The sequence below is a fragment of the Bacillus songklensis genome, from assembly GCF_042649685.1.
Lineage (GTDB): Bacteria > Bacillota > Bacilli > Bacillales > Bacillaceae_H > Bacillus_BA > Bacillus_BA songklensis.
The window spans coordinates 1-13,326 of record NZ_JBHRZT010000031.1 but is presented as its reverse complement, the minus strand read 5'-3'; the positions used below and the strand labels follow the sequence as shown (position 1 = coordinate 13,326).

12 protein-coding genes and 2 pseudogenes are annotated in these 13,326 nt (G+C 40.3%); 10 read left to right on the top strand and 4 right to left on the bottom strand.

Features of this window, described 5'->3' with window-relative positions:
• Nucleotides 1–177 precede the first annotated feature (177 nt).
• Together ACFOU2_RS07965 and ACFOU2_RS07960 are read right to left on the bottom strand one after the other, a co-directional pair.
• The gene (locus ACFOU2_RS07965; protein ID WP_377913973.1) at nucleotides 178–1,320 is read right to left on the bottom strand and encodes an AAA family ATPase; all 1,143 of its coding nucleotides are present in this window, start codon (nucleotides 1,318–1,320) and stop codon (nucleotides 178–180) included.
• Between the two features lie 65 nt (nucleotides 1,321–1,385).
• Nucleotides 1,386–2,435: an aliphatic amidase gene (locus ACFOU2_RS07960; protein WP_377913971.1), complete on the bottom strand. Its 1,050-nt coding sequence runs from the start codon at nucleotides 2,433–2,435 to the stop codon at nucleotides 1,386–1,388.
• A gap of 309 nt (nucleotides 2,436–2,744) precedes the next feature.
• On the opposite strand from ACFOU2_RS07960, the pseudogene ACFOU2_RS07955 reads away from it, so the two are divergent.
• Nucleotides 2,745–3,018 (top strand): annotated as a pseudogene (locus ACFOU2_RS07955) (DDE-type integrase/transposase/recombinase); the annotation flags it as partial.
• 122 nt (nucleotides 3,019–3,140) lie between these two features.
• On the opposite strand, the gene ACFOU2_RS07950 reads toward ACFOU2_RS07955, so the two are convergent.
• The gene (locus ACFOU2_RS07950) at nucleotides 3,141–5,474 is read right to left on the bottom strand and encodes a transporter substrate-binding protein (RefSeq protein WP_377913969.1); all 2,334 of its coding nucleotides are present in this window, start codon (nucleotides 5,472–5,474) and stop codon (nucleotides 3,141–3,143) included.
• 430 nt (nucleotides 5,475–5,904) lie between these two features.
• Between ACFOU2_RS07950 and ACFOU2_RS07945 the strand changes: the two genes are divergently transcribed.
• The 9 genes from ACFOU2_RS07945 to ACFOU2_RS07905 all read left to right on the top strand — a co-directional run bounded on the left by ACFOU2_RS07945 (nucleotide 5,905) and on the right by ACFOU2_RS07905 (nucleotide 12,160).
• Entirely contained in the window at nucleotides 5,905–6,834 is a 930-nt protein-coding gene (locus ACFOU2_RS07945; RefSeq protein ID WP_377913967.1) for an acetamidase/formamidase family protein, read from the top strand.
• An 83-nt stretch (nucleotides 6,835–6,917) separates the two neighbouring features.
• Complete coding sequence (nthB, locus tag ACFOU2_RS07940; RefSeq protein ID WP_377913965.1) at nucleotides 6,918–7,607, top strand: nitrile hydratase subunit beta; 690 nt, start codon at nucleotides 6,918–6,920, stop codon at nucleotides 7,605–7,607.
• A 23-nt stretch (nucleotides 7,608–7,630) separates the two neighbouring features.
• A complete protein-coding gene (gene nthA, locus ACFOU2_RS07935) occupies nucleotides 7,631–8,284 on the top strand; it encodes a nitrile hydratase subunit alpha (protein WP_377913963.1) in 654 nt (217 codons plus the stop codon).
• A 10-nt stretch (nucleotides 8,285–8,294) separates the two neighbouring features.
• Complete coding sequence (locus tag ACFOU2_RS07930; RefSeq protein ID WP_377913961.1) at nucleotides 8,295–8,669, top strand: nitrile hydratase accessory protein; 375 nt, start codon at nucleotides 8,295–8,297, stop codon at nucleotides 8,667–8,669.
• Between the two features lie 361 nt (nucleotides 8,670–9,030).
• The gene (locus tag ACFOU2_RS07925; RefSeq protein WP_377913959.1) at nucleotides 9,031–9,390 is read left to right on the top strand and encodes a (2Fe-2S) ferredoxin domain-containing protein; all 360 of its coding nucleotides are present in this window, start codon (nucleotides 9,031–9,033) and stop codon (nucleotides 9,388–9,390) included.
• A 65-nt stretch (nucleotides 9,391–9,455) separates the two neighbouring features.
• On the top strand, nucleotides 9,456–10,214 hold the full coding sequence (locus ACFOU2_RS07920; protein ID WP_377913957.1) for an energy-coupling factor ABC transporter permease: 759 nt from the start codon (nucleotides 9,456–9,458) through the stop codon (nucleotides 10,212–10,214).
• A gap of 1 nt (nucleotide 10,215) precedes the next feature.
• Nucleotides 10,216–10,524: an energy-coupling factor ABC transporter substrate-binding protein gene (locus ACFOU2_RS07915; RefSeq protein ID WP_377913955.1), complete on the top strand. Its 309-nt coding sequence runs from the start codon at nucleotides 10,216–10,218 to the stop codon at nucleotides 10,522–10,524.
• Entirely contained in the window at nucleotides 10,511–11,299 is a 789-nt protein-coding gene (gene cbiQ / locus ACFOU2_RS07910; protein WP_377913953.1) for a cobalt ECF transporter T component CbiQ, read from the top strand. The genes ACFOU2_RS07915 and cbiQ overlap by 14 nt, the downstream gene beginning before the upstream one ends.
• A complete protein-coding gene (locus ACFOU2_RS07905) occupies nucleotides 11,300–12,160 on the top strand; it encodes an energy-coupling factor ABC transporter ATP-binding protein (protein ID WP_377913951.1) in 861 nt (286 codons plus the stop codon).
• Nucleotides 12,161–12,950: 790 nt separating this feature from the next.
• Here the strand turns inward: ACFOU2_RS07905 and ACFOU2_RS07900 are convergent.
• A pseudogene (locus ACFOU2_RS07900) lies at nucleotides 12,951–13,244 on the bottom strand (DDE-type integrase/transposase/recombinase); the annotation flags it as partial.
• Between the last annotated feature and the right edge of the window lie 82 nt (nucleotides 13,245–13,326).

Genomic DNA, 13,326 nt, shown 5'->3' with positions numbered 1-13,326 from the left:
TTTCCATACTGAATACCATCCCTTTTCTAGATTGATAGTATTAGTATGTCCAAGATTTAGAGATTAGTTTCAAGTCAGCTGAAATTTTTGCACCAGAACCCCTAAAAGCATTAAGCCATTCACAAACAACACAACACCTACATACATGAGGCTAATCGTGTTCATTTCCCATTCTCTTTAACTGTTAAGAGATTGACCTGTTTCTTTTAACAGTAATTCCGGGTCTTTACTGCTTTTCGGCTCCTCGATTGCTAGAAAATTTAGTTTACCATTTTGCATTCCCGCAACAAATAACAATGAAGTCTCTCCCTGTAATCGTTGACTAATTTGAGATGCTAAGGGAACCTCAATATATTTTCGGATTATACGCTTTAAGAATCTCGCTCCATATCGTTTATTCAATCCCTCTTTGATCAGGAATTTTCGAGCAGATTCATCGAGTCGAAGCTGACAGTTATACTTTTGAATTCTATGGTTAAGGGATTGGACATTCATATCAAGGATGTACCCTAACACCTCTTGATGGAGCCAGTTGAAAACAAAGATATCGTCAAATCGATTGATAAATTCAGGACTAAAACGTTTTTCTAATTGTTTAAGCGTAACGTCACGGAGAAAATCTTTTTCCCCCTTCCGCCAGTGTGAAGGCTGCAGAAACCATAAAAATTTACGAAGAGAATACTTGAAGCCGCCATCAGCATAATCGATAATTTCCTTAGCTCCAACGTTACTGGTCATAAAGATCAAAGTATTGCGAAAGTTAATCACTTTCTCTCCAGAAGTCATGACCATCAGGCCGTTGTCCATTACGTTAAGGAGAGAATAAATAACTTGATCATTCGCCTTCTCCAGCTCGTCAAAAAGGATAATTCCTGGTTTACTGTACGAACCTTCAATCTTCTCCATTTGAAAGAGAGAGGTTCCTTCCTTGCTTCCTACGTAACCGGGAGGTGCCCCGGTTAAGGCGGCGGCATAATGCTCCTGTGTTAATGTATTCATGTCGATTCGGCAGAACGCCTCCGGGCTTCCATGAATAGCTTCACTTAAAGCCCGAACTATTTCAGTTTTACCGACACCCGTGGGTCCCAAGAACAAAGCAACGTATAAAGGGCGATCAGGCTCTGTGATATCTGACCAAATAATATTTAACATTTCTTCCAATCGCCTAAGGGTTTCCTCCTGACCAAAAATTTTTGAGCGGACATGACTCATCACCTGCCTCACATCAAATCGAAAACGAGTCACTAGACGGTTTCCTTGATGGGCAGGCTGTTGCTGGCGATCATTCAAATCTTTTAACTTTGTTGTAATAAAGGTCATACAATTCTCCTTTAGCTACAAAGGAGGTCAGGCACTCCAACCTGACCCTACCTCCATATTTTCTATTACTTCTTACCGGCAACCTTTTCTATTTCCTCATGGGGAATTCCGGCAATTGGGCACTCAGACGTTCCTACTGTAGTACGAGTGATTTTTTCTACATCATTGCGGGCTTTTTCTGCATCGAGTACCCATGTACGATAGAAGTCAAATGGACAATCAGCAACCCCGCGGTCACCATCTCCAGAATTGATTAGTCCAGTATAGCCACGATGGAGCAATTTGAATAAATGGTTTTGAGACTGTGAATTTTGGCGGAAATCGCGAATTTGGGAAAGGGAAATCTCGGCATACTGAATTCCATTTTCCTCCGTTCCGCACTCTCCAAGTGTGCGGCCGTCAAAACCAACGATTGCTGAGTGGCCGAAGTAAGAATATACACCGTCAAAACCAGATGCATTCGCCACAGCTACGTACGTATTATTCGCCCAAGCCATTGCTTTGGCCATTGTAATTTGCTGTTCTTTAGCCGGATACATGTATCCTTGGCATCGGACAATAAGTTCGGCACCTTTCATCGCACAGTCACGCCAGATTTCCGGGTAGTTTCCATCATCACAGACGATTAAACTTACTTTGAGGCCTTTTGGTCCTTCCGCTACATAGGTAGCGTCGCCCGGATACCAGCCTTCAATTGGGCACCAAGGAATGATTTTTCGGTACTTTTGTACAATTTCTCCTTTATTATTCATTAAGATTAATGTGTTATAAGGAGCTTTGTTCGGATGATTCTCATGCCTTTCTCCTGTTAGAGAAAAAACTCCCCAAGTATTGGCTTTTCGGCAGGCTTCCGCAAAAATAGCAGTTTCTTCTCCCGGAATGGAAGAGGCCGTGTCATACATTTCTTGTTGATCATACATAATTCCGTGCGTGCTATATTCAGGGAATACAATTAAATCCATACCTGGAAGTCCCTGCTTAATTCCTACAATCATATCTGCGATTTTTCGGCAATTATCAAGTACCTGCGCTTTCGTGTGTAGACGCGGCATTTTATAATTGACCACCGCTACACCTACTGTGTCATGACTGCTTGAAATGTCTCCATGTCTCATCTTTCCATACCCCTTTCTTTATTGAACAGAATGTGAAATGGATGAAACGAAAAACTATCATTTTTCGTTTCATCTATCTGCCCTTATTTATTGCAAGAAGCGTGCCAAAAGGAAAATCCTGAAGAAACTTATGTAATTCTAAGTTGATTTTGAAAGTGTTTTCTTCATTTAGGACACTATAATCTAAATAAACGCTTAAAAAATTATGACTTATCAGTCAAAACGAGGGTACGTAGGAAATTGTTTCATTTTAGTACAATGTTTTAAATTTATACAAAGGAGCTTGAAAAAGACTTGGATTTTTCGTATGTTTTCAAACCTCGTGTGATAACAGTAGATAAGAATCCACCGTATAGCGATTCAACAATTAAAAGATGAAAAAAAGATGCCTGAAGGCATCCGAATAAAGCAAATACGATATCTTAACCATATTGTTGAACAAGAGCATTGTTTCATTAAGAAACAAGTACATTCTATTTTGGGATTGAAAACGTATGAAACAGCTATTTGCATATTGAGTGGCATTGAAGCCATGCATATGATGAAAAAAGGGCAAGTTCATTAAAGAGTAAAGTCTATCTAAAGTGAGGTGGCATTTATACATAGTTTGTTGGGAGTAGCATCATAATTCATAGATGAGAAGGATATTGAAGTTCTATTTTTCTAACAAATTATGTTTACACCAGAACCAGAATTTTATCCGCTTTAATAAATAGCTTTAGGGATATTCCATTGATTTATCTTCCGGTATAATGTACTTCTGGTAATACCGAGTTTTTTAGCAGCTTCTGTCACACTTGTTGATCCTTTGAGAGCTTGTTCAATCATCTGCTTTTCCATATCCTTTAGATTAATAACGGAAGACGGCGAATTCGCACTGTCAGCCTTTTTGAATTCCCCTGGCAAATGGAGTGGAAGTATTTTGGGTTCATCAATGGCCAGGAGAAACGCTCTTTCCATTACGTTTCGAAGCTCTCGAATGTTTCCCGGCCAATTATAAGACCGAAGCAGCTGTAAGGCAGAATTACATAGATTAAAAGGACCTTTTCCGTAATGCTGCTGAAACTGCCTTAGAAATTGCACGGATAATGTCTCGATGTCTTCGATCCGCTGGCGGAGCGGCGGTATATATATGGTAAACACGTTTAGCCGGTAATATAAATCAGAGCGAAAGGAACCTTGATAAGCGATTTCTTCCTTAAGATTACGATTGGTTGCCGCAATCACACGTACATTAATGGGACGCTCCTTATGGTCACCGATTCGAACTACCTTTCGCTCTTCTAGCACCCGAAGCAGGCTCACCTGAAGTTCCAGAGGCATATCTCCAATTTCGTCTAGAAATAAGGTTCCTCCATCTGCGACCTCAAATTTCCCCGGGCTTCCCCCTTTTCGCGATCCGGTAAAGGCTCCTTCCACATATCCAAATAATTCGCTGGCAATCAGCTCTCTAGGAATAGCCGCAGCATTGAGTGCAACAAATGGACCGCCGCTTCGAGGACTTTGTTCATGAATTGTTCGCGCTAAAACCTCCTTCCCTGAACCGGTTTCCCCTAGTATTAACACGCTGGCATCAGATTGTGAGGCAATTCTTGTAGCACGAAGCTCTTTTTGGAAGAATGGACTGTAGGTTACCACACGTCCAAACCGGTACTCCTCTTGATCAGGTTTTGTCGCAAGAAGAGGTCCCAGCTCCGCTCTTTTAAAAAATAAGAGCTGAAATCCATATTTGCCCGTATCTTTTTCAATCAACTGATGCGTAGAAGAAATTTTCTGCAACTGATCCTCCTTCAGAACATCGCCATGTTTGGCCTGAAGGATAGAGTAGGCAACTGGATTGGCATATAAAATAGTCCGGCCTTTATCAAGAACTACTACTCCATCAACTGTTTCCTCACCCATCGCTTCAACCATGTATTTCCAAATAGGTTCCTCATTCACAGAATCAAAAATTGTATTAGTCATTAGAGGCTTAGCGGGAATCGGCTGCTCAGAACTCCATACGATGTTAAATTGTCCATCTAAATTAGCTTGTCCAATTCTTACTTCCCTTGAGAGATGATGATTCGATTCAATCGTAATCTTGCCGCTTGGAGATGAGAAGGTTTTTTTATATAAATAGCTTAAAATCTTCTTTCTGTCGGTGGATTGAAGATGAACTAAAGCGTCCAAAATCATCTGGATACCGGAATATGTATTGGCCATCACAGAAGAAATAACCGTATCCTGGCCGTACCTCTTCTTCATCCCTTGTACAAATTGTAGATTCTCTGGAATATCTAACGATTGAAAATAACTAGAGCAGCTATAGTGCCCTGCTGCATATTTGGATCGCATCGATTGTATTTCGAGCTCTGTTGTAATAGGACTAAAAATCGGTAATTTCTCCGGGTTCAGTCCCAGTTCATAGTAGGCTTGATAAAAATGCAGTACACTTTCTCCAACGAGTGTTGAGAAGATAACAGAGGGAGAAGCCAGCTGAATGTCTTGTAAACAAGGCATGAACTGGGTATGTCCCAAAGGAACATATTGTTCGCCGACGACTTCACCGTTCAATTCGTAGAGTATTTCTCGAATTTGCTGATTCGTGTATCGGGGATAAATATAATCATTCCCAATTAAATAAACCCGCCTTCCGAAATGTTGCATCATAAATTTGAGAAGGGAAACGACCTGCTGATTCGGAACCTCTCCAATGTAGAAAACATTCGGGTGAATTTCCTGTCCTTCATACAGTGCCGGATACACTAAAAGGCAGTCGTATTGTTCAAGAACGGGTAAAACTGCTTTACGGCATGCTGAAGTGTAGCATCCTACAAAAATTTTCACTCCTGAGCGAGCCAAATCAAGTGCATGCCTGTAGCTCTCTCCTGGATCCGAGCAAATATCCCTGAGTTGATGGTAAAAAGTAAAGCCTGAATCACGATGATTCTCTTGAAATTGTTCAAGAGCATACAAAGCAGTTCGATATTGCCCAATTTCTGTAAAAGAAGTCGTTCCGGTTAAAGAAAATAGAAGACCAATACGAATAGAATCCATTTCTCGCCCTCCTTTGTATAAATTTAAAACAGTGTAACAAAATAAAACAATTTCCTATATATTCTTTATTTTAACTGATAAGTCTGAATTTTTTAAATAATTATTTGGGATACAGTGTCTTAAATTCAGAAAATGCTTTCGATGTTGGTTTAGAATTACATAAGTTTCTTAGGGATTTTCTCTTTGGCACGCTTCTTGCAATATAACAAGTTGAGGCCCTTGTTTAAATAAAATAATAAAAGGGGGAGGTAGAAAAAACATGAAGTAGGCTCAAAAGAATGGATGAAAAATTTTCAACATATATGAAGACAAACTGCGTTCCACCCTATACTTATAAGGATCCTCAACCCAAAACAGCCGTACGCTTTAACACTGAAGATTGAAACATTCAGTGACCTTAGTCTATTAAAAAATTAATTTAGGAGAAAAAATGAACAAAACAGACCCTATTCGAGAATTGCAAACAGGCTCTTTTAACTATGCTATCGGTCCCTATTCTAAACCCATTGCGGACATCGAGCCGGGGGAGACCTTTAAGGTTTATACGGAAGATGCTTTTGAGAGTCGAATAACAAAAACGACGGATGTACCGAGTGAAAAATTGAATATGCCTTATTTAAATCCGATGACTGGTCCTTTTTATGTAAAAGGGGCAGAAAAAGGGGATACCATTATCGTTGAAATCATTGATATTCAGCCTACCCGAGACTTTGCTGTTAGCGCACTGATTAAGGATTTTGGGGGGTTGACAGGAACAGGTGCAACAGCTCTTTTAAATGAACCACTTCCAGAAAAGGTTTGGGTTTATCCAATACGGGACGGAAAAGTTTGGTATAACGATCAAATCGGTATTCCATACAAACCGTTTTACGGAAGCATTGCAACTGCTCCTGAAATTGAACAAATTTCTGCATTAGCTCCTGGTAATTACGGGGGGAATATGGACTGTCCTGATGTTTGTGTTGGAAACAAAATTTGGTTACCGGTGAATGTTGAAGGTGCTTACTTTTACGTCGGAGATGCTCATGCAAATCAGGGAGACGGTGAACTTTGTGGAGTTGCTTTAGAGCACACAGCGGTTGGGACCTTTCGTATTGAATTAATCAAAGGGAAACGAGTGGCCTGGCCTCGTGTTGAATCGAAAGATGAGATTATGGTCATTGGTAGCGCTCGCCCAATGGAAGATGCAGCAAGAATAGCCTATAAAGAGTTGATCATATGGATGCAGGAGGATTATGGATTTGATCCTCTCGAGGCCTATCAGTTGTTAACTCAAGTAGGAAAGCTCCACGTTGCAAATATGGTAGATACTCTGTATTCATTAGTTGCTAAGTGTCCTAAAGAGTATTTGTTAACGTAAACAATTAAAGAAAAGCAAAAAACAAAACCATATCGCTTTGGGGTAGTTGTCTATCTAATTAGTTTAATAGGAGGGTGATAAAAATGAATGGTATCCACGATGTTGGAGGTATGGATGGATTTGGGAAAGTTATGTATGTAAAAGAAAAAGACGACCCTTACTTCACATATGATTGGGAAAGGATTACTTTCGGGCTTGTGGCTGGAACGATGGCACAAGGATTAGGGATGAAGGCCTTTGATGAATTTAGGATTGGCATTGAACTCATGCGCCCAGTGGACTATCTGACGTCATCATATTATGGCCACTGGATTGCGACCGTCGAATACAACTTATTAGAAACGGGAGTATTGGATGCCGAAAAACTCGAAGATCGAACACAAATGTTCCTCGAGAATCCGGATACAAAAATACCACGCCGGGAGGATCCGGAATTAGTACAGGTTGTTGAAAAAGCCCTGCTGGAAGGCTTGTCTCCGGAGCGCGAAATATCGGCTCTTCCACGGTTTGAGGTAGGACAGAGAGTTAAGACAAGGAACATTCATCCAACTGGCCATACAAGATTCCCGCGTTACGTTCGTGACAAGTATGGTGTCATCGATGAAGTTTATGGGGCTCATGTTTTCCCTGATGATGCCGCCCATCGGAGGGGAGAAAACCCGCAATATATCTATCGAGTGCGTTTTGAGGGCGAAGAATTGTGGGGAGTCAAACAGAAAGATTCAGTTTATGTCGATCTTTGGGAAGCTTATTTGGAACCGATTACAAATTAATCATTTTTAAGGAGGAGTTTAATATGGCTGAACACACACACACTAAACACAAGGTAGATTCCCGATTCCCTCATCACCATCCACGTCCGCAATCGTTTTGGGAGGCACGGGCAAACGCTATCGCATCACTACTTATCGAGAAAGGGCTCATTTCCTCTGACGCGATCGACAGGGTTGTACAACATTATGAACATGAGCTTGGACCGATGAACGGAGCCAAGGTCGTCGCTAAGGCCTGGACAGATCCCGTTTTCAAACAAAGATTGCTAGAGGAGCCAGAGACAGTATTAAAAGAACTCGGATATTATGGTCTGCAGGGAGAAATTATCCGGGTAGTGGAAAATACGGATACGGTACACAATGTAGTCGTTTGCACCCTATGTTCATGCTATCCTTGGCCGTTGCTTGGTTTACCGCCTTCGTGGTACAAAGAACCTGCCTACCGGGCTCGTGTTGTCAAAGAACCGAGACAGGTACTTCAAGAATTCGGTGTAGACTTGCCTGAATCAGTCGAAATTCGGGTATGGGACAGTAGTTCTGAAGTACGATTTATGGTATTACCGCAAAGACCTGCGGGTACGGAAGGAATGACCGAGGAAGAACTTGCAGAACTCGTTACTCGAGATGCCATGATTGGTGTCTCATTAGTAGAGCCGCCTGCGGCTACTATGCGATAGGAGGTAACCCATGAAAAGTTGTGAGACGAATTCTACTGAATCTATTATAGCATATATGCCCGAGGAAACCTCACCGCCCAGAAAAAACGGAGAATTAGACTTCCAAGAGCCTTGGGAAAGACTCTCTTTCGGTATGGCGCTTGCCATGTACGAGGAAAAGAATTTTACCTCATGGGAAGATTTCCGGTCTCGCCTGATCCAGCAGATTGCAGTATGGGAGAAGGAGAACGACGGACAAAGGGATAATCCTAACTGGAACTACTATGAGCATTGGATGAAAGCCCTTGAGCGGCTTGTTGTGGAAACGGGAATGCTGGACAAGCGCGAAGTCGAAGCCCGCGCCAGTGAATTTCGGACCGGGGAACGAGACGAGGTTTTTTATTAAAAATAAGTATGTAACAAATGGGACAACATTGCGTTGTCCTATTTGTTAAACAAGTACATATACACTTGTTCCCCACAGAAACATAATAGATGAGTGCTATACGTCACGAAGAAGCTTACCCCCTAAGAAAGCCTCTGTTTTGAGAGCACTTGTATTTCGCCTCTAGATCTTCGAGAAAAGAAAAAATGCGTGAAATCTAAAACGATAAATAATGCTCTACTCGCATGTCTTATATGGGTTGTGGTGCAAAAATCATTTGATAGAAACATAACTTGTATTTTAATTGTTATCTTGAGATTTATGAAGCAATTCAGATTGTTAGTATGGCATGCAATTATAAATAAAAAGGGGAGATATATGAATGGCAACTTGGAATTTTGATCATTTAAAACATCATATCCTTATTTGTAATGGTTCTTCTTGTATGAGAAATGAAGCAGAAGAAGTAACACAAAGTATCCGGCAGGAAATTAGTCAAAATGGACTTGAGAATATTATACATACAACGAGAACAAGATGTAATGGTCGATGCCAAGATACATGTGTTGTGGTGCAGTATCCAGAAGGAATATGGTATAAACAATTTCAACCTAGTGATGCTTCAGCTTTTGTTAAAGCATTGAGTGAAGGAGTACTATATGAACAAAAAGTTAGTCACTATTACGAGAATGCAAGATTTCACAGAACAGATCATACGGTAAAAGGTGTATTAAAAAAATAGGTTCATATGTAGCATTTATTATCTAATGAGATTTCATGAATTACATCATTTAAGGAGATAGAGAAATGAAAGGAGTAAAAATGAAAAAGAAAACCCTCATAATCATTTATTTTGCAGTTCTATTACTATATATTCCTAAACAGTCCTTCGCCATGCATATCATGGAAGGGTTCTTACCTATTGAATGGGCTATATTTTGGTGGGGGGTCACTTTACCATCTTTAATCATAGGTTTACGTTCCATTAAAAAGAAAGTAAAGGAACATCCAGAATTAAAAATGATGATCGGCCTATCTGGAGCATTTGCTTTTGTGCTATCTGCTTTAAAAATCCCTTCCGTTACTGGAAGTTGTTCTCATCCTACAGGGGTTGGACTTGGTACGGTTCTTTTCGGCCCTACAGCGATGAGTGTTGTTGGATTTATCGTTCTCCTTTTTCAATCTTTATTGCTGGCTCACGGTGGTTTAACAACTTTAGGAGCAAATGCTTTTTCAATGGCTGTTGTTGGTCCTATCATTGCTTATCTTGTTTATAAAGGCGCAACCAAAGTAGGTCTTTCTTTTTCTGTTGCTGTTTTTTTAGCTGCTGCTTTAGGTAATTTGGGTACTTATGTAGTGACATCTTTTCAATTAGCTTTAGCCTTTCCTTCCGAGGTTGGTGGTATGATGGCTTCTTTTGTTAAATTCTCTAGTATTTTTGCTATTACACAAATTCCTTTGGCAATCAGTGAAGGGCTGTTAACAGTCATTATTATGAATGTGTTAACAAAATATAATTTAAAAGAACTAAAGCTGTTACGTGTCTTATCCAAGGAGGGGCGTTAATATGAAGAAGAATATGATACTACTTTTAATTGTGATCATCCTTGCTGTTGTTCCCCTCTTCATCCAGCATGGAGCAGAGTTTGGGGGATCTGATGGTCAAGCGGAAGAAGCAATCGGTGAAATAGCACCTGACTATAAACCTTGGTTTCATACTCTTTGGGAGCCTCCAAGTGGGGAGATTGAAAGCTTGTTATTCGCTTTGCAAGCAGCAATCGGCGCGGGATTTATCGGATATTTTATTGGTTTCATGAGGGGAAAGAACAAGCAGGTCGGGGAAAAAGAGAAGAAGGTGTCAAATGTTACTAATTGATAAATATGCTTATTTCAATAGGTTGCAGAACGTTCATCCAGTGGAAAAGATGACACTTTCTCTTTGCTTGCTGTTGTTTGTGTTAATTGTCAAAGACCCCTTGGTGTCATTCATCGCTTTTATAGTAATGAGTGTTTTTACTGTTGTTATAGCAAGGATTCCACTTTCATATTATATAAAATTGCTTGTATTACCATTATTTTTTCTGTTTTCAGGAATGATCACGATCCTTATTTCTTTCGCCGATGGACACACTGTAATCTCGGAGGTTATTTGGTCTACATATATAGGTAATTGGCAGATTTGCATAAGCAAAGAAAGTCTAAAGCGAGCGGTAAACCTTGTCTTCGTAGTACTAAGCAGCGTGAGTTGTTTATACTTTTTGACTTTAACAACACCTTTGACAGCCATTCTCGATGTATTGCGAAAACTAAAATTACCACCACTATTTATTGAATTGATCACCTTAACGTACCGATTCATTTTTGTATTTTTGGAAGAATCAGTAAAAATTTATCAAGCACAGTCTTCCCGGATGGGGTACATAACCATTCGACAAGGAATGAAGTCTCTTGGACTGCTTATTTCTGTCCTGTTTTTAAAAGTGTTTGAACGTACGAAACAATTGTCGATGGCCATGAATTCCAGAGGCTATGAGGATGAGATTTTGCTTTTTAATCAATCTTATCGCTACTCATCTGTCAGTTGGTTCATCATCACAGTAATATTCGCAGGAATGGCAATCGTATATGTACAGTTTGGAGGAAGCTTATAGATGAAACCAATTCTTTTTGATATTGATCACTTATCTCATTGTTATGCTGATGGTACCATCGCTTTGAGAAACCTCTCCCTTACGATTAAGCAGGGAAAGAAAATAGCCTTATTAGGTAATAACGGTGCTGGGAAATCTACGTTATTTTTACACTTAAACGGTATTCTGCAACCAACAAATGGAACTATTCGTTTTAAAGGAAAAGAAGTAGCGTATGATCGAAAATCGCTGCTTTCACTACGTAAGCAGGTGGGAATTGTCTTTCAAGACCCGGATTCTCAATTGTTTTCGGCCAGTGTTATTCAAGATATTTCTTTTGGTCCACAAAATTTGGGTTTATTAAAGGAAGAAGTCTTGCGTAAAGTGGAGTGGGCCATGGAGCAGACAGAGACTACAAGATTTAGAGATAAGCCTACCCATTTTCTAAGCTTAGGCCAAAAAAAACGTGTCGCTATAGCAGGGGTATTAGCCATGGATCCTGAAGTCATTATTCTTGATGAACCGACAGCAGGACTCGATTCTTATTTTTCTAAACAAATCATGAAGGTATTAGATCACATACAAAAACAGGGAAAAACCATTATTTTATCTACCCATGATGTGAATCTTGCTTACCAGTGGGCTGATGAGATTATCGTGATGCATGATGGGGAAATACTGTGTCATGGAGATCCGGTCACAGTGTTCGAACGGGATAAATTGATAAAAAAAGCTCATTTAGATAAACCATGGGTTATGGAAACCTTTCAAACTCTCGTTCAAGAAAAGTTTCTCGCTTCAAGTCAAACGATACCTCAAAGTAAAGAAGAATTGTTTCAAAAGATTAGATATAGTATTGAAAAGATTCCTTACAGTTCGTAAAAGCACGCCTTTATAAACAAAAGAGGCTAAACCTCTCCTTATAAGCTCCTATTATGTCCTACTTGGCTTTGCCGATTTCTTTCCCCTTGCGCCCGCCCTTCCCGCTGTCATAAGCGAACTTGTTACAATGAGGAGAACGAAGGAAGGACGCACCTATGGCGACTGAAAACATGCCGCAAGGTAGGCAGCCGTTACTTTTAAAGCGATTTTTTCTGAACTGCCCTGGCAGGGCAGAAAAAGAAGCGCACTGTATTAGGCGATAGCCTGATACAGTCGGGTTCTAGGGGGCTCGATGCCCCCGTAAACCCGACATTTTTGCGTCGGAGATTGCCGAGAGCCTTTGGCGACGGCAAAACCGTAGTTGCCCTTATACGATTATCCATAAAAAGATATACTTTCCGATTGTATAAAAAACAGCGTCCGCTACTCCAGACGCTGTTTTCCCTATTGGAAGGCTATCCGCTTGTCTTATCGAGCTCTTCTCTTATAAGGGGAAAGAGTAGTTAGTGGATGAAATATCAGATACCTCTTCCCTGACAACGGTTGGCGACAAAGCCACTTCCTCCCTTCTTAGAGCAGCATTTCTTTTAGCAACATTTCATAGAATAGCATTGCTATGAGCAGCCTCTCTTTTAGTAGCGCTGAACATGATTGGCTTACCATTAACATACATGGTAAGCCATGTACAACCTCTTGGTGTGGGTTTAACAGTTGCTGTTAATTGGATTGGTTCTGGTGCAAAAACCATTTGATAGAGACATAGAACCTACATGGACTGTTCAATGACAGATTATGATGCAATTCCAAACAACTTATGTATGAATCCAACTTCATTTTGGGCAGACTTCACCTGTGGGGGAAGTTGTCCTTTTTTTATCATATGCATAGCTTCAACGCCACTCAATATAGAAGTAGCTGTTTCATACGACTTGAATCCCAACATAGAACGCACACGTTTCTTAATGAAACGGTGATCTTGTTCCACTATATTATTGAGATATCTAACTTGCCTTATTTGTATGCCTTCAGGCATACTTTTCTCTTCTTTTAACTCTTGAATCGCTACGGGATAGGCTGGGTTCTGATATGAACGAAACTGTCAAGTCTCCCTCTCGCAAATAATATTTATTTGATTTTTGTCCAACTCTAAGAAGAGAAGCTATTTT